The organism is Micromonospora sp. NPDC049107, from assembly GCF_040648595.1.
Classification (GTDB): domain Bacteria; phylum Actinomycetota; class Actinomycetes; order Mycobacteriales; family Micromonosporaceae; genus Micromonospora.
Window position 1 is genome coordinate 431,403 of the sequence record NZ_JBEZEC010000004.1, and the last position, 16,403, is coordinate 447,805.

At 71.7% G+C, this 16,403-nt stretch carries 16 protein-coding genes; 3 read left to right on the forward strand and 13 right to left on the reverse strand.

What is annotated here, in order from left to right:
* Positions 1 to 2 precede the first annotated feature (2 nt).
* From AB0B55_RS13185 to AB0B55_RS13195, 3 genes are all read right to left on the reverse strand, one after another.
* A complete protein-coding gene (locus AB0B55_RS13185; RefSeq protein ID WP_357131519.1) occupies positions 3 to 1,691 on the reverse strand; it encodes a cation acetate symporter in 1,689 nt (562 codons plus the stop codon).
* Positions 1,672 to 2,037 carry a DUF485 domain-containing protein gene (locus tag AB0B55_RS13190; protein WP_357171780.1) on the reverse strand — a complete coding sequence of 122 codons (366 nt, stop codon included), beginning with the start codon at positions 2,035 to 2,037 and terminating at the stop codon, positions 1,672 to 1,674. Before AB0B55_RS13190 ends, AB0B55_RS13185 begins: the two co-directional genes overlap by 20 nt.
* Positions 2,038 to 2,211: 174 nt before the next feature.
* A complete protein-coding gene (locus tag AB0B55_RS13195; protein WP_357171831.1) occupies positions 2,212 to 2,964 on the reverse strand; it encodes a flavin reductase family protein in 753 nt (250 codons plus the stop codon).
* Between the two features lie 448 nt (positions 2,965 to 3,412).
* Here AB0B55_RS13195 and AB0B55_RS13200 point away from each other — a divergent pair, with 448 nt between their 5' ends.
* Entirely contained in the window at positions 3,413 to 4,198 is a 786-nt protein-coding gene (locus AB0B55_RS13200) for a helix-turn-helix transcriptional regulator (protein ID WP_357131523.1), read from the forward strand.
* Entirely contained in the window at positions 4,195 to 4,395 is a 201-nt protein-coding gene (locus tag AB0B55_RS13205) for a DUF397 domain-containing protein (protein ID WP_357131526.1), read from the forward strand. The genes AB0B55_RS13200 and AB0B55_RS13205 overlap by 4 nt, the downstream gene beginning before the upstream one ends.
* On the opposite strand, the gene AB0B55_RS13210 is transcribed toward AB0B55_RS13205, so the two are convergent.
* The 7 genes from AB0B55_RS13210 to AB0B55_RS13240 all read right to left on the reverse strand — a co-directional run bounded on the left by AB0B55_RS13210 (position 4,392) and on the right by AB0B55_RS13240 (position 12,906).
* On the reverse strand, positions 4,392 to 6,101 hold the full coding sequence (locus AB0B55_RS13210; RefSeq protein WP_357131529.1) for an ABC transporter permease: 1,710 nt from the start codon (positions 6,099 to 6,101) through the stop codon (positions 4,392 to 4,394). The two genes, AB0B55_RS13205 and AB0B55_RS13210, sit on opposite strands and share 4 nt — an antisense overlap.
* Positions 6,086 to 6,850 (reverse strand): ABC transporter ATP-binding protein, encoded by a 765-nt coding sequence (locus tag AB0B55_RS13215; protein WP_355048664.1) that lies wholly within the window; start codon positions 6,848 to 6,850, stop codon positions 6,086 to 6,088. The genes AB0B55_RS13210 and AB0B55_RS13215 overlap by 16 nt, the downstream gene beginning before the upstream one ends.
* Positions 6,851 to 7,175: 325 nt before the next feature.
* Positions 7,176 to 8,816, reverse strand: coding sequence for a cation acetate symporter (locus AB0B55_RS13220; RefSeq protein WP_357171781.1), 1,641 nt, complete (start codon positions 8,814 to 8,816; stop codon positions 7,176 to 7,178).
* A gap of 1 nt (position 8,817) precedes the next feature.
* The gene (locus AB0B55_RS13225; protein ID WP_355048671.1) at positions 8,818 to 9,231 is read right to left on the reverse strand and encodes a hypothetical protein; all 414 of its coding nucleotides are present in this window, start codon (positions 9,229 to 9,231) and stop codon (positions 8,818 to 8,820) included.
* A gap of 44 nt (positions 9,232 to 9,275) precedes the next feature.
* Entirely contained in the window at positions 9,276 to 10,847 is a 1,572-nt protein-coding gene (locus tag AB0B55_RS13230; RefSeq protein WP_357171782.1) for a DUF4173 domain-containing protein, read from the reverse strand.
* Between the two features lie 311 nt (positions 10,848 to 11,158).
* Entirely contained in the window at positions 11,159 to 12,232 is a 1,074-nt protein-coding gene (locus AB0B55_RS13235) for a HAMP domain-containing sensor histidine kinase (protein WP_357171783.1), read from the reverse strand.
* A complete protein-coding gene (locus AB0B55_RS13240) occupies positions 12,229 to 12,906 on the reverse strand; it encodes a response regulator transcription factor (protein ID WP_355048673.1) in 678 nt (225 codons plus the stop codon). The genes AB0B55_RS13235 and AB0B55_RS13240 overlap by 4 nt, the downstream gene beginning before the upstream one ends.
* A gap of 183 nt (positions 12,907 to 13,089) precedes the next feature.
* Here AB0B55_RS13240 and AB0B55_RS13245 point away from each other — a divergent pair, with 183 nt between their 5' ends.
* Positions 13,090 to 13,641 (forward strand): Uma2 family endonuclease, encoded by a 552-nt coding sequence (locus AB0B55_RS13245; RefSeq protein WP_357171784.1) that lies wholly within the window; start codon positions 13,090 to 13,092, stop codon positions 13,639 to 13,641.
* Positions 13,642 to 13,669: 28 nt separating this feature from the next.
* Here the strand turns inward: AB0B55_RS13245 and AB0B55_RS13250 are convergent, their stop codons facing one another.
* The 3 genes from AB0B55_RS13250 to AB0B55_RS13260 form a co-directional block, all read right to left on the reverse strand.
* Entirely contained in the window at positions 13,670 to 14,332 is a 663-nt protein-coding gene (locus tag AB0B55_RS13250; protein WP_357131542.1) for a DUF5701 family protein, read from the reverse strand.
* 66 nt (positions 14,333 to 14,398) lie between these two features.
* Positions 14,399 to 15,157 carry a LytTR family DNA-binding domain-containing protein gene (locus tag AB0B55_RS13255; protein ID WP_053651534.1) on the reverse strand — a complete coding sequence of 253 codons (759 nt, stop codon included), beginning with the start codon at positions 15,155 to 15,157 and terminating at the stop codon, positions 14,399 to 14,401.
* Entirely contained in the window at positions 15,154 to 16,380 is a 1,227-nt protein-coding gene (locus AB0B55_RS13260) for a histidine kinase (RefSeq protein WP_357171785.1), read from the reverse strand. The genes AB0B55_RS13255 and AB0B55_RS13260 overlap by 4 nt, the downstream gene beginning before the upstream one ends.
* Between the last annotated feature and the right edge of the window lie 23 nt (positions 16,381 to 16,403).

Consider the following 16,403-nt stretch of genomic DNA (forward strand, 5'->3'; position numbering starts at 1 on the left):
CGTCAGTGCGCACCCGCGCCGGTGAGGGCGCGGACCTCCAGCTCGGCGTACTTGTCCTCGTCGTGCTCCTTCGAGATGAGCGTGCCGACGAACCCGCAAAGGAACCCGAACGGGATGGACAGGATGCCCGGGTTGGACAGCGGGAACCACTGCCAGTCGTGGTCCGGGAACATCGACGTCGCCGCGCCCGACACCACCGGTGAGAAGAACACCAGCACCACGGCCGAGATCAGACCGCCGTAGATCGCCCATACCGCTCCGGAAGTGTTGAACCGCTTCCAGAACAGGCTGTAGAGGATCGCCGGCAGGTTGCCCGAGGCGGCGACCGCGAAGGCCAACGCCACGAGGAACGCCACGTTGAGGTTCTGCGCGTAGATCGACAGCAGGATCGAGATCGCGCCGATCACCAGGGCGGAGATCCGGGCGACCCGTACCTCCTGGCGCTCGGACGTCTCGCCCTTCTTCAGGACGTTCGCGTAGAAGTCGTGAGCCAGGCTGGACGAGGAGGCCAGGGTCAATCCGGCGACCACGGCCAGGATGGTGGCGAAGGCGACCGCCGCGATGATCGCCAGCAGGGCCGCGCCACCCAGGTCACCGCCGAAGAACTCCAGGCCGAGCGCCTCGGCCAACTGCGGCGCGGCGGTGTTGCCGGCCTTGTCCTGCGCGATGATCGCCGGACCACCCACCATCGCCGCCGCGCCGAAGCCGAGGGCCAGGGTGAGCAGGTAGAAGGTGCCGATGATGCCGATGGCCCAGAGCACGCTCTTACGGGCCGCCTTGGCGGTCGGCACGGTGTAGAAGCGGATCAGGATGTGCGGCAGACCGGCCGTGCCGAGCACCAGGGCGATGCCGAGCGAGAGCAGGTCCATCTTGTTGTAGAACGTCTGCGTGGCGTTCCCGGCGACCTCCACCCCGTACCGCAGGCCCGGTTCCAGGAGTTTGTCGCCCTTGCCGGACGCGGAGGCGGCGGCGCCGAGCAGCTCGGACAGGTTGAAGTGGTACTTCGCCAGCACCAGCACGGTCATCAGCAGGGCGCCGCTCATCAGCAGGAACGCCTTGACGATCTGCACGTACGTGGTGCCCTTCATGCCACCCACGGTCACGTAGATGATCATCAGGGCGCCGACCATGATGATGGTCGCCACCTTGGCCGTGGCGGCATCCATGCCGAGGAAGGTCGTCCCGGGCTTGATGCCGAGCAGCAGCGCGACGAGCGCGCCGGCGCCGACCATCTGGGCGAGCAGATAGAAGATCGAGACGGTGATGGTGGAGACGGCAGCTGCCGTACGCACCGGACGCTGCCGCATCCGGAACGCCAGCACGTCGGCCATCGTGTACCGGCCGGAGTTGCGCAGCAGCTCCGCGACCAGCAGGAGGGCCACCAGCCAGGCGACCAGGAAGCCGATCGAGTAGAGGAAGCCGTCGTAGCCGTAGAGCGCGATGATGCCGGCGATGCCGAGGAACGAGGCGGCCGACATGTAGTCGCCACCGATCGCCATGCCGTTCTGGAAACCGGAGAAGGAGCGGCCGCCGGCGTAGAAGTCCGTGGCCGTCTTGGTCTGCCGGCTGGCCCAGATGGTGATGCCCAGGGTCACCGCCACGAACACCAGGAACAGCGTGATGGTCAGGTTGCGGGCCGTGTGGTTCGTCGCGTCGGCCGCGAGGAGCAGGTCAGCCGCGTGGACCGTCATCGTGGGTCACCTCCCCGATCTCGGCACGGATGCGGTCGGCCACCGGGTCGATCTTCCGGTCGGCGTACCGGGAGTAAAGCCAGGCGATCAGGAACGTCGAGACGAACTGGAGCAGGCCGAAGACCAGGGCAACGTTGATGTTGCTGCCGAACAGCTTCGTGCCCATGAAGTCCCGGGCGTACGCGGAGAGAATGACGTAGAGCGCGTACCACAGGAAGAACGCGACGGTCATCGGGAAGACGAAGCCGCGCAACGCGCGCCGCAACCCGGCGAACTCGTCTGACTGTTGTACGGCCAGGTACTTGTCCGGCCGGGAAGCGGTCGGCGCGGGTGTGTCCGTGGACATCTGTGGATCACCACCTTCACAGGCGTCGGGGGTAGTTGCGCGCACCGTAGGAGGCACGCTCCCCGCCGGGGAAGGTCGAGATCGACGCCGGTCGTCGAGTGCGCCGAGCGGTTGGCTGGGTGCGCCGAGTGACCTACGTCACCCCGGTGACCGGTCGCGCTCCCAGGCCCCTGGTCAGCCCCGCAGCTCGAGGTACCGCCCCCGGTAGTGCAGCAGCGGTGTGGTGTCCTCGGCCAGGTCGACGGCCTCGATGGTGGCCTCCACCAGCAGGCCCCAGCCGTACTCCCGGGCGGTGTCCAGCCGGCACCCCGCCCAGCCGCCGGCGTCGGACGGCACCGGCCCGTAGGGCGTGTCGGTCCACCCGCCGGAGGCGAAGAGCCCTCCCGGCGCGGGAAAGAGGCCGGCGAAGCGGTCGGCGAGCTGCCGGTGTGGCGGGCCGAGCGGCGCGACGGCGAACCGACCCGCCTCCTCGACGGCGGCCCAGAGGTCGGACTCCGGGTCGATCAGCCCGAGCAGCCGGTCCGGCTCCCCCTCGGCGACCAGTGTCGACGCGACCGTCAGACCCGCCGGGCCGGGCGCCGTCCAGAGGGTGACCGGCGCGGCGAGCCGACCCCGCAGCCGGCGGGCCGGCGACCGTTGCCCGGCCGGCACCGCGAACGGATCGGTGTGGTGGATCTCGGCGCCCGGCTCATGATTCACGTGAAACATTGTGCCGCCCCGGCCGCGCACCCAGCCCAGAAAACGTGCGTGCAGGTCGGCGGGTCGCCCGCTCAGCCGGGCGAGCTGATCGCCCGCCTCCGCCATCAGCGTGCCCAGGTAGAACAGCAGCGCCGTGCGGTCGTCCCGGTACTCGGCCAGCAACGCCAGCCGCGCCGGTTGGCAGGGCCAGTGCGCGCCGCAGCCGCGACACCGCCACAGCGGTCGCATCGGCAGGTGCGGCCGACTCACTCCGCACCGCCGGCGGCTGGCGGGAGGCAACACTTCGGTGAGCGTGATGCCGGTGAGTCATCTTGATGACTGACAGGCATCACGCTCGTTGGGGTGTCAGGTGCCCGCACGTGACGCGCCACACCGCCGTGTGCCGGCTCGATCGCGCCCGGCACGGTCGTCGCCGCCACGTTCCTCATCGAGTACGACCACCGCGCCCCGCCCCGACCAGGAATGAATCCGAGCACGGCTGACCTCCTCCCAGTGGATGCGAGGGCCGCCCCGATCGGGGGAGTGACCGGGACGGCCCCGACGCAGGACCGACCGCCGGGTCATCGCCTCCACCAGCCGGGCCGCGTGCTCTCCACCCTGGACGGCGCGGCGCGGACACGGGAGGATTCCAGGGCTTACTACGCTGCGCAGTCACGTACTTACCGGAGAGGTAAGGATGAACATCGAGATGTGGGTACGGGCGTTGAAGGCCGCCCGCGCCGGTGCCGACGTGTCCCAGGAGGCGCTGGCGACCCTGATCAGGTGGAGTCCGTCCACGGTGGCCGCCATCGAGACCGGCCGTCGCCGACCGACGATGGAATTCGCGGTGGCCGCCGACGAAGCCCTGGCCACCGGCGGCCTCCTCGCCGAACTCCTCAAGGCTGCGGACCAGGAACACGGCCCATCCTGGTTCGTCCCGTGGCGCGGCTACGAGCAGCGGGCGACGCGCCTCCGAGCCTTCGAGGCATGCCTGGTGCCCGGCCTGTTGCAGACCGAGGAGTATGCCCGCGCTGTCATCTCGGCGGGTGGATTGCAGCCGCCGGCCGTGGTCGACGAACTTGTCGCGGTTCGCCTGGAACGTCAACGGCTGTTGTCCCGGGAGGTGCCGCCGCACTGCGTCTTCGTGGTGGATGAAATGGGCCTGCATCGCCCCGTGGGGGGTCACGCCGTGCTCAATGCCCAACTCGGTCGACTGCTTGAGGTGGCGGACCTTCCGTTCGTGCGGCTGCACGTCATTCCATTGAGCGTCGGTGAGCATGTCGGGTTCGGTGGCGGCTTCGTATTCGCCGATCTGCCTGACGGGGAAGGGGTGCTCTACCTGGAGAATGCCGCTCGCGGACACGTCATGGATGAACCGCAGACGCTCCGATTGATTGATCGCAAATGGGATAGTCTGCTCGGCGAAGCACTGTCCACAGGTGCGTCAATGGACCTGATTCGGAAGCTGAAGGTGACACCGTGACGATGATTGAGCCGCGCTGGCGCACCTCTATCCGGTCGACCGACTCCGGCGGCAACTGCGTCGAGGTGGCGGACAATCTGCCGGGTGTCGTGCTGGTGCGGGACAGCAAGGATCGGTCCGGCCCGGTGCTCACGTTCAGCCCGTCGGCCTGGACCGGATTCCTCGCTGCCCACGCGTCTCGCGGCCCGGCCGCCTAGCGGCGTGGCGTGACGGTGGCGAGCAGTTCCGGCTGACGTCGGTCCAGCACGTCACCGGCCAGGTAAGCGCCGAGCAGGGCCGCACCCAGCCCGTACGCCGCGCCGACCGGAAGGGCCAGCCACAGCCAGGCCTCGCCGAGCAGCGCGGCGGCCACCACCATCGGCACCGCGACGGCCGCCGAGGTGACCATGGCCAGCAGGGTGAGCAGCCCCTTCGCCATGCCCGCACCGCTGTTCATCCCGAACGGGTTGCTCGTCTCCGGCAGCGAGTACGCCCCGAGCACCGAGACGAAACTGTTCACCGCCAATCCCGCACCGTAGGTGGCGAGCAGACTGCCCACCATCAGCCCGATCCACTCCGGTCGGCTGAGCAGCGCCGACAGCACCACTGCGATGATCGCCAGCATCGGCAGGACGTACAGCGAGAAGGCGGTCATCCGCGCGCGCAGCTCGACGCGACCCGGCACGCCAGCCACGACGTTCGCGGCGTACGCGCTGCCGTCGAAGCCGAACTGGTTGGCCAGGGTGACCGAGGCGAGTACGCCGACGAAGAGAAGCGAGATGGTGACCACGACCGGTGAGCTGTCGCTGGCGGCCGCCGTGAACCCCGCGTTCTCGGCCGCGAAGTCGCCGCCCATGACGTTGATCAGGACGGGCACGAAGATGCCGACCACCGCGATGGTGATCAGGTTGGCTCGGCGGCGGGCGTCCCGCCACCAGTAGCGGGCCTCCCGGGCGACGAGCGCGCCGAACCGGTCCCGCCGCGCCCAGGTGGCGGCCCGGGGGAAGAGTTGGGCGACCGCGCCGCCGTCGACGCCGCGTCGCGCCGGTGCCCGGCCGGCGGTCGCCGAGCCCACCATCGCCGACTCCAGCGACCGCGACCACCAGGCCAGCAGCGCGCCGATCGCCGCCAGCGTGATCAGCAGCTTGAGCGGGGCGGCCCACACCCGTCCCTGTGCCACGTCGATGCCGGCGGTCCACGGCGCCCCGAACGGCGTCCACCCGAGCACCGACGCGGCTCCGGTCAGTCGGGTCCAGTCCGTCTGGCGCAGCGCCGCCAGGCCGAACACCTGCAACGGGCCGAGTAGCGCGGCGGTCACCGCCAACAGCACGGCGGCCAGGTCGCGTACCCGACGGGACCGCAGCATGCTGGCGAAGGCGCTGGTCACCGCGCGGCTCGCGGCCACACAGAGCAACAACCCGGCGAGTACGCCGAGCACGGCCACGACACCGGCGGACCAGCCGCCCAGCGCCCAGGCGGTCAGTACCAGCCCCAGCGAGGCGATCGACGCCGCCAGCACCGGCACGCTGACCAGCGCGGCGGCGAACAGGCCGACGACAAGGGTGCGGCGCGGCAGCGGCAGCAGCGCGAACCGGGCCGGGTCCAGTGTCTCGTCCACCCCGAAGAAGACCAGCGGCAGCAGCAGCCAACCGAGCACCAGCAGGCCCCCGCCGGCCGCCGCGACCAGCACCGCGTACCGGCCGTTGCCCGTCATGCCCGGCGCGGCGAACAGGAAGAAGCCGCTGGCCGCGAGCCAGAGGCCGACCAGCGCCCCGCCGACGAACATCGCGATCCGCCAGCCCTGGCCCCGGAAGTTGTTGCCCATCACCCGGAGCTTGAGCCGTACGAAGTGCCGCGCGGAGACCCGTCGCGCCGGAGCGGCGGGTGCGGTGGCCGCGGTGGCCCGGTTCACCGAGACAGCCATGACAACTCGTCACCGGTCGCGGTGCGCCCGCCGACCACCTCGACGAAGACCTGTTCCAGCGACCGGTCGCCCCGGACGTCCGCGATCGTGCCGACCCGCTTGATGGTGCCCTGGGCCAGGATCGCCACGTGCGAGCACAGCCGCTCGACGACCTCCATCACGTGACTGGAGAAGACCACCGTGCCGCCGCCGGCCGCGTACCGGGTGAGAATGTCGCGGATCAGCGCCGCCGACACCGGGTCGACCGCCTCGAACGGCTCGTCCAGCACCAGCACCCGGGGCGCGTGCAGCAACGCGCAGGCCAGGCCGATCTTCTTCTTCATGCCCGCCGAGTAGTCCACCACCAGCGTCCGGCCGGCGTCGCCGAGCGCCAGGACGTCCAGCAGCTCCGCAGCCCGCTGGTCGACCACCGCCGGGTCCATCCCCCGCAGCAGCCCGTGGTACGCCAGCAGTTCCGCGCCGCTGAGCCGGTCGAACAGCCGGACACCGTCGGGCATCACGCCGAGCAACTGCTTGGCCGTGACCGGGTCGCGCCACACGTCCTGGCCGAGCACCCACGCCGAGCCGGCGTCCGGCCGTAGCAGGCCGACCGCCATCGACAGGGTGGTGGTCTTGCCGGCCCCGTTCGGGCCGAGCAGCCCGTAGAAGGACCCGGCCGGTACGTCCAGGTCGACACCGGCGACCGCGACCGTGCCGTCGAACCGTTTAGCCAGACCACGCAGCACGAGCGCGGGATGTTCACCAGTCATGGCCCGACGTTATCCGCCGACCGCCAGATCCGCCGTCCGGCGACAGGCGGACGCACGATCATTCCGGAGGCGTAGCCGCCCGGCTTGATCCACTCGTGTTTCGTGATGCTGCGGTATCCCCTCGCCCGGACACCCCTATTTCAGTGATCCCGAGTGGATCAACGCCCTCGCGGCGCCGATCTTGCAGTTTCGGTTGTCCATAAGCGTGAGATGTCGTCTTTGTCGCCACAGAAACTGCAAGATCGCGGGGCGCGGGGCGCGGGGCGCGGGGCGCGGGGCCGGGGCGCGGGGGGGCGGGGGGCGGAGGGGGCGGGGGCGCGGGGGGCTACAGGCGGAGGGCTTCGGGGGTGTGGAGGCGGAGCATGGTGGCCGCTACGTCGGCCGGTGCTCGGCGGCGGGTCGCCATCGACACCGCGACCATCACGGTGAAGGCCAGCGGCACCGTCCACGCGGCCGGCTGCGCGGTGAGGGTGGCGGGCCAGCCGGACAGCGGCGGGCCGAGGACGGTCACCAGCACCGCGCCGATCGCCGCCCCGCCGCCGGCCAGCACCCCGGCGGCCGCGCCCAGGTCGGTCAGACCGCGCCACCAGATGCCCAGCACCAGCAGCGGGCAGAAGCTCGACGCGGCGACGGCGAAGGCCAACCCGACCACCTGTGAGACGTCCAGGCCGGAGACGTGCAGGGCCAGCACCGCCGGTACGCCCCCGGCGATGATGGTCGCCCAGCGGAAGCCGCGTACCGAGCCGCGGCCGAGCACGTCCGTCGAGATCACCCCGGCGACGCTGGTCAGCAGGCCCGACGAGGTGGACAGGAAGGCGGCGAACGCTCCCGCCGAGACCAGCGCGGCGAGCAGCCGCCCGGTGAGCCCGTCACCGAGGACCGCGCCGGGCAGCAGGACCACCACCGCGTCGGTCTGCCCGCTGACGAGCAGTTGCGGGGTGTAGATCCGGCCCAGCACCCCGTACAGGGTGGGTAGCAGGTAGAAGACGCCGACCAGGGCCAGCACCACCAGCGTCGTCCGGCGTGCCGCCGCGCCGTCGGGGTTGGTGTAGAAGCGGACCAGCACGTGCGGGAGACCCATCGTGCCCAGGAAGGTGGCCAGGATCAGCGAGTACGTGCCGAACAGGCCCCGGTCGTCGGCGCCGGCGGCGCTGGGCAGCAACCAGTCCGCCGCGTCGGTGGCCACCCCGGACACCTCCGGCACCGGGTCACCGGCGGCGAACGACAGCTCGTCGCCGGGGCGTACCTCCCGAATCTCACCGTCGGCCAGGGTGAGGGTCGCGCGGTGCTCGACCACGACGGTGGTCGCGGCCCGGAACGTCGGCCCGTCCGGCGGTGTCACCGCCGGGCGGGCATCGGCCTGCCACTGCAGCGCCAAGAAGATCACGGGTACGGCGAGAGCGGTCAACTTGAGCCAGTACTGGAACGCCTGGACGAAGGTGATGGCCCGCATCCCGCCGAGCGCCACGTTCGCGGTGACCACGGCCGCGACCAGAAGGGCACCCACCGGGTACGGGGAGCCGGCCACCGTGGCCAGCGTGAGCCCGGCACCCTGTAACTGCGGCACCAGGTAGAGCCAGCCGATGAAGATCACGAAGGCGGTGGCGAGGATGCGCAGGCGGCGTGACCCGAGCCGTAGTTCACAGAAGTCGGGCAGCGTGAACGCGCCGGAGCGGCGCAGCGGCGCGGCCACGAACAGCAGGAGAGCCAGGTAGCCGGCGGCGAAGCCGACCGGGTACCAGAGCACGTCCACGCCGTACTTGAGGACCAGGCCAGCGATGCCGAGGAAGCTCGCGGCCGACAGGTACTCCCCACCGATGGCGGCAGCGTTCCAGGTCGGACTGATCGCCCGCGAGGCGACCAGGAAATCTGACGTGGTCCGGGCCAGCCGCAGCCCGTAGAAGCCGATGCCGACGGTGACCAGGGTGACCGCGACGATGGCCGGAACCACGTAGTCGTTGCCCACCTCAGTGCTCCGGCCGCTGCACCAGGTCGGTGAAGTCCTGCTCGTTGCGCTCGGCCAGCCGCACGTACGCCCAGCCCACCGCGATCAGGAACGGGAACGACGCCACCCCGAGCAGCAGCCAGGGCAGGTTGACGCCGGCCACGGTGGTCCGGCCGAGCGACGGCGCGATGGCGAACAGCCAGGGCAACCCGCCCAGCCCAATGACGACCACCAGCGACAACCGCAACGCCAGCGCGAGCTGGGCCCGGACCAGGCCACGGACCAGCGCCTCGCCGACCTGGGTCTGCTGGGCCAGCTCGGCGCGGGTCCGCTCGGAGCGCGTGTCGCGCCGGGTGATGTCGGCCAACACGATCCGGGCCCGGCGGGGCGGCGGAACCGCACCGCCCGACCCCACGTCAGGGAGTTGCTTGGCCACCCCGGCAGTCTTGCCCGCCTCGCCGGATTGTCAAGCGTCGACGCTCACCAGCCACGCGGGACGAGGCAGTGCGAGGCCGGGCCGATCACCGGGATCCGGTCCAGCTCGGGGCGGGCGCGCTCCCGTCCGAGGTTCGTCGCCCAGACACCGTCCCGTGGCAGTTCGACGGCGAGCCGGGACAGCGCGCAGATCCGCATCGGCTCGGGCAGCCGGGCCAGGGCGGGTACGGCGTCCGCCGAGAGGCCGGACACGTAGTCGACGTCCAACCGGCCGGTCTGCAGGTACCTGTCGACGTTCCGGTCGGCGATCAGCCGATCGGGGTTGACCAGGGCCAGCCCGAGCAGCGCCAGTACCGCCGTGCCGATCACCAGTCGGGGCAGCCAGGTGGCCCGCAGCCGTACCACGGCTACGCCGACCAGCACGAACAGCAGCCCGAGCCACAGTTCGACGGTTGCCACGACGAGCCGCAGGCGGGTGGCGCCGTACGCGTCGGCGTAGACCTGCATCCGGTAGAGCGCCGAGGCGACGATCACCAGGCTGAGCGCGGTCAGCGCCCCGAGCAGCGCGCGGACGAGCAGCCGGTCGGTCCGTGTGGCCTTCGGTGCCCGACGGGCGGCGACGGCGATCACCAGCAGGGTGAGCCCGGTGACGGCGAGCAGTTGCCAGAAGCCGCCGCGCGCGTACTGCGCGTAGGTGAGCCCTGCCGTGCGCAGCACGTGCCCCGAGCCACCGAACAGCACCGTCAACTGGACCAGTACGAACGCCGCGAACAGGGCGTCGAGCAGCACCAGCGGAAGCGTCCACTCGAGCCGGTGCGCCGGCCGCGCCGGCCCAGGCCGCAGGCCGTCGAGGTTGGGCGGTCGACTGACCAGGTACGCGGCACCCAGCAGACCGCCACCGATCAGCAGCAGACGGAACGTCCACCCGATGGTGCCGGGAACCGAGATGTCGGGCAACAAGCCGCTGACCAGGTCGGCGAAGACCGCGTCGGCGGAGGAGAAGAGCAGGCCGAACAGCATCAGCAGACCGGCGGAGATCGCCACGCTGGTCAGGACCCGTCCGACGGCGATCCCCGAGCCGGCCGGTCGGGTGTCGCGCAGCCCGCGTACCGCCCAGGGGAGCGCCCGTACCGTCGCGGCCGGCGGCAGGGTCGCGGCCAGCAGCATCCCGAGCGGGCTCCGCCCGCCGGTCACCGCGAGCGTCCCGGTCACCACGGCGGCGAGCAGGCAGAGCGCGAAGAGCCAGCCGGCTGCCCGGAGGGTACCCACGCCCACCAACGCGACGGTCGCGGCGGCCCAGACGACCTGCGCCGCCCGCCCCGATGCCCCCGTGGCATCGGGACGGGCGATGGCCGCCGGGGTTACCCGGTCCGTTGGCGTGGCCTGGGCCGTCGTCGTGGTCGGAGTGGCCGGGTCGGACGTCGTGGTCGGAGTGGCCTGGCCGGTTGCGATGGACGGAGTCGCCGGGGTCGCCGGACTGGATGGGGTGGTCGGTGGCGTCGGTGTCGCCGACGCGGGTGGCGCGGTCGACGGTCTCGCCCGAACGACGGCGGCGACGGCGAGCGCGGCGGTGCCGGCCAGCACGGCCACCAGCCAGCCGAGTCCGGGACGAATCATCGTGATCGTCGACGCGCCGAGGACGGAGGCCGCCGTCAGGGCCGCCAGGACGAGCGGGCGCGCGGCACCCGATGGCCCTGGCCAGCGCCGCTCGATCAGCGATGGCGGCCGGGGTGCAGCCGCCATCGGCTGGGGCCAGGCCGGAAGCGGCCGTCCGGCAGGGCCGGTCGGCGGTGCGGCTGGGCCTCCGGCCCGGGGTGCCGCTGGGCCTCCGGTCGGCGGTGCCGACGGGTTGGCGGTCGGCCGTGCCGGTGCTTCGGCGACTCGCGTCGCCGGGCCGCTGGTCGGCGGCGGAGTGCTGCCAGGGGTGGTCATGCGACCTCTCCTCGGTCTGGGCCGTTGTTCGGGATGGTGACCTGGATGCGGCAGCCCGGACGGGCGCCCTTGGCGGCGCTGACCGGGTCGAGGACCGCGATCCGGCCGCCGTGGAGTTCGACGACCCAGCGGGCGATGGCGAGGCCGAGGCCGGTTCCACCCCCGGCGGCGCGGTCGCCGCGGGTGAATCGTTCGAACACCCGCGACCGCTCGGCCGTCGGGATGCCCGGTCCCTCGTCGCTGACCTCGAAGTGGAGCTGGCCGGCGTGTTCCTCGGCGCTCACCCGCACGGTGCCGCCCGGCGGACTGTGTCGCGCCGCGTTGTCGAGCAGGTTGGTGAACACCTGGTGCAACCGCCACGGGTCGGCGTGCACGGTCAACGGCGTCGCCAACTCGTGCAGCCGGAAGTCCACGTCCAGCCCCGCGCCGGCCGCGCTGGCGGTGGCGTGCTCCACCGCCTCGTCGAGGAAGTCCCCCACGTCGATGGTGACCCGGCGCAGTGGCACCACCCCGGCGTCGAGACGGGACAGGTCGAGCAGGTCGGCGACGAGATGACCGAGCCGCTCGGTCTGGGACAACGCCGCGCGCAGTGCCGCCGGCTCCGGCTCGGCCACCCCGTCCACCATGTTCTCCAGTACGCCCTGCAACGCGGTGATCGGCGTCCGCAGCTCGTGGGAGACGTTGGCGATCAGCTCACGCCGCCGCTGGTCCGCCGCGTGCAGGTCCTCGGCCATCTTGTTGAACGCCTGGGCCAGCTCGCCCACCTCGTCCCGGGAGGTGGCGCGTACCCGACGGGTGTAGTCGCCGCGGGCCATCACCCCGGCGGCGGCCGTCATCTCGCGCAGCGGCGAGGTCATCCCGTGGGCGAGCACCTGCGAGGTGACCAGCGCAATGCAGATGGCGGTGATCGCCGTGCCCGGTGGGAGCCAGCCGATGCCGTACCAGAAGTAGCCGATGGCCACCGCCCAGGAGGCGACCAGCAGGACACCGAGCTTCATCTTGATCGAGCGGACCGGGTCGAGGGGGCGGGGAAGCACCCGGTTCAGCCAGTCCACCTGCGGGCCGGTCACGCGGGAACCTCCAGGGCGTACCCGACGCCGTGGACGGTCCGGATCAGGTCGGCGCCGAGTTTGCGGCGCAAGGCCTTCACGTGGCTGTCCACCGTGCGGGTGCCGGTGCCGTCGGCCCAGCCCCACACGTCGGCGAGCAGTCGTTCCCGGGGAAGCACCGTCCGGGGTCGGCCGGCGAGGTGCAGCAGGAGGTCGAACTCGGTCGGCGTGAGGTGCACGTCCGCGCCGGCCCGGCGAACCCGCCGTTCGGCTTCGTTGATCTCGATGTCGCCGAGGCGGATGGCGGGTGGCGCGGGGGTCGCGGCCCGTTCCATCCGGCGCAGCAGCACGTGGACGCGGGCAGCCAGCTCGCGCATCGAGAACGGCTTGGTGAGGTAGTCGTCCGCGCCGACGGCGAGCCCGACCAGCAGATCGGTCTCGTCGTCGCGGGCGGTGAGCATCAGCACCGGAACCGGCCGGACCGCCTGGATACGCCGGCACACCTCCAGACCGTCGAACCCGGGCAGCATGACGTCGAGGACGACGAGGTCCGGCTGCCCGGTCCGGAACCGCTCGACCGCGCTGGGGCCGTCCGTGGCGATCTCCACCGCGAAACCCTCGGCGCGGAGTCGGGCGGCGACCGACTCGGCGATGGTGCGTTCGTCCTCGACGACCAGGACGCGGCGTTCCTTCATGGGGTCTGACTGTAGGGAGCCACCGTGGAGATCAGTGGGTGGCGTTGTGAACAACCTGTGGAGAACCGGTCAGCCCTGTGGATAACTCGGCGGTAATGGCCGCCGGCCTCCCCGAACGTCCGAGGCTCGTTGTGGACGACCAACCGAGCTGTCAGGGTGGACCGGTAGAGAGGAGGTGTGACGGTGACCAACCCTGCCCGGCCCGGCCGAGGTGACGCCTGGACGGTGGACGACCTCCAGGCCCTCCCCGAGGACAACCAGGTCTACGAGATCTTCGACGGGAGCCTGCTCGTGTCCCCCCATGCGGACGTCTTCCACGGCGCGGTCGCCAACCGCCTCCGCCGAATCCTCGACCGGCAGGCACCGCCTGGTCTGCTTGTCGGGCAGGACATCGGCGTCAGCGCGAAGCGCTCGTCGTACTTCGTTCCGGATCTGTTCGTCGCACGCGAGAGCGCGATGGATCGGGGTGGCGCCGCGCTCGACCCGGTCGACGTGCTCCTCGTCGTTGAGGTGATCTCGCCGAGCAACGCCGGCCGCGACCTGGTGCTCAACCGGCACGAGTACGCGGCGGCCGGCATTCCCCGCTACTGGCTGGTGGAGCCCCGCAAGCAGACCGTGACGGTGCTCGTGAACGCGCCCGGCGGTTACCGGGAGCAGGTCGTCATGCCAGCGGGCGAGGTCTACCGCAGTGAGCAGCCGTTCCCGCTCACGCTTGCGCTCGCCGACATCTTCTGACCTGGCCTCTGCTCGGTGGTTGCCGGGTTCAGTCCAGGCCGACGCGCTCGGGGCGGGCCGAGGCGGAGCCGAGCCAGGTGTGCGGGTTGCCGTACCAGCACCAGCCGAGCTTCGGCGCGCCCTGGCTGATCCACAGCGCCGGCACCCGCTTGTCGCCGCACCGTGATCCGACCAGCGAGAAGCACCTGTTGCTGGCCAGCGCCTCGGGGTACAGCGTGATGAAGGCGAGCCCCTCGTCGATGGTGAGCGGAAGCCGATCCTGGGCGGTCATACCCTCCATGGCCGCCGCCGGGGCGAGGTTGCGGAACTCCTCACCACGGTCGACGTCGAAGAGGAGGTACGCCGGCCCGGCGGGCACCTCCAGCTCCTTGATGGGGTCGAAGCGCGGCAGGTCGTCCTCGGCGTAGTGCCGGTCGAGGAAGCCGGGCTTGCGCTTGCCGGCCAGGGTGGTGAGTTCGAGTCGGGGCTCCACGCCGATCAGGTCGCGCGTGACGACCAGCAGGAACGGCACCCGGGCGTCGGTGGGCGCGGGCAGGCCGGCGGCACCGTCGACCGCTCGCGCCCGCAGGGGCGCGACCAGGTCGCGGAAGGCGCTCTCGGTCATCCCGGCCAGGGCCGGATAGCCCAACTTCAGCAGGCGGTCGAGCTGGCTGTCGAACTCGGTCTCGGCGTTGAACGGAGTTTCGTGCACGGCGGCCTCCCGGGTTGTCGTACGGCCTAGCGTACAACGTACGGGATGGTCGGGCGCATTCCCGGTTCAGCGACTCCAATCCTGCTTCGCCGCCCTGACCAGCTTGTCCTTCAGCTCGCGGGTGTGCCGCCGGCTCACCGGCAGCTCGGTGGAGTCGACCACCACCACGTAGCCGGAGTTCACCAGACGCAGTTCGGCGATCAACTTCAACTGCACCAGGTACGACCGGTGCACCCGCACGAAACCCGCGTCCGCCCAACGCTCGGCAAGCGTGGCGAGCGAAACCCGTACCAGGTGCGACCCCTCGGCGGTGTGCAGCCGCGCGTAATCGCCCTGCGCCTCCACCCAGCGCACCGCCGAGCGCGGCAGCATCCGGGTCGTCCCGGCCAGCTCGATCGGGATGGTCGGATCCTCCTCGGCGCGGGCCAGCGCCGCCGGGTGCGACGGCACCACCCGCGAACCGATCACCCGCCGCAGCGACTCGGCCAGCCGTTCGGCGCGTACCGGTTTGCGGACATAGTCCGTGGCGCCCAGGTCGAAGGCGTCCACCGCGCCGTCGTCGTACGCGGTGACGAAGACGATCGCCGGTGGCCGGGCGAACCGCCGCAGCACCCGGGCCAGCTCCATGCCGTCCAGGCCGGGCATCCGGATGTCCAGGAAGACCACGTCCACGTCGCCGTCGCGCAGCAGCCGCAGCGCCTCCGTGGCGTCCCCGGCCGTGTGCAGGCGGGCCACCCGGGGATCGGCCCGCAGGTGGTAGGCCAACTCGTCGAGTGCCGGCGGCTCGTCGTCCACCGCCAACACCCGCAGGAACCCGGTGGTCACGAGCCGGCCCGTACGCCCGGGTGGAACTTCGGCACCCGCACGCTCACCCGCGTGCCCGAGCCCAGCCCGGTCTCGACGACCAGCCCGAAACGATCACCGAAGACCGAGCGCAGCCGCTCGTCGACGTTCGAGAGGCCGACGTGCTGGCCCGTGTCGTCACCCGGGTCGCCGGTGCTGCGGGCCAGCTCGGCGATGCCGGCGGTCAGCGCGGTCGGATCCATACCCACCCCGTCGTCCTCCACCGTGATGTGGCATTCGGCGCCCGCGTCCCGGGCCTCGATGCTCACCATGCCCGTGCCCGGCTTGCGGGACAACCCGTGCCGGACGGCGTTCTCCACCAGCGGCTGGAGGCACAGGAACGGCAGCGTCACCGGCAGCACCTCCGGCGCGATCTGCAACCGCACCTGCAACCGGTCGCCGAAGCGGGCCCGCTCGATCGTCAGGTACCGGTCGATCGACCGCAGCTCCTCGGCGAGGGTGGTGAACTCCCCGTGCGCCCGGAACGAGTACCTGGTGAACTCCGCGAACTCCAGGATCAACTCCCGGGCGCGCTCCGGGTCGGTGCGGACGAACGAGCCGATCGCGGTCAACGCGTTGTAGATGAAGTGTGGGCTGATCTGCGCCCGCAGCGCCCGGATCTCGGCCCGCGCCAGCCGCTCCCGGGACGAGTCCAGCTCGGCCAGGGCGAGCTGGTTGCCGGCCCAGTGCGCGGTCTCCAGGGTCGCCTGCACCAGCCCCGGCGCCGGCGCGTTGTCGGCGATCGCCACCAGCGCCCCGACCACCCGGGCGTCGGCGCCGTGCAGGGGCGCGACCACCGCACCCCGGATCGGGCAGTCCACCCGGTCGCAGCGCAGGTCGGACTCCCCGAGCACCGTCGACCGCCCGGAGCTGATCGACCGCTGGGCCGCCGCCAGCAGCTGCTCGCCGTGGTGCGTGCCGCGTCCGTCGAGGGCGAGCACCTTGTCGGCGTCCGTGAGCGCCAGCCCGACCGCGCCCGCCAGGGCCCGCAGATGGCGTACGGCCTTCGCCGCGCCGGCCGCGCTCAGCCCCGCCCGGAGCGGTTCGGCGGCCAGCCCGGCGGTGTGCAGCACCTCGTAGGTGGCCCGCTGGGTGGCGGTGGCGATGCCGCGCCGGGCGCGCAGTCGCAGCACCGCCAGCAGAGCCGCGGTCAGCGCGGTGACCAGCGAGACGACGCCGACGACGGCGGAGAGGTTGCCACCCACGCAGCGATCCTGACGGCTCGCCG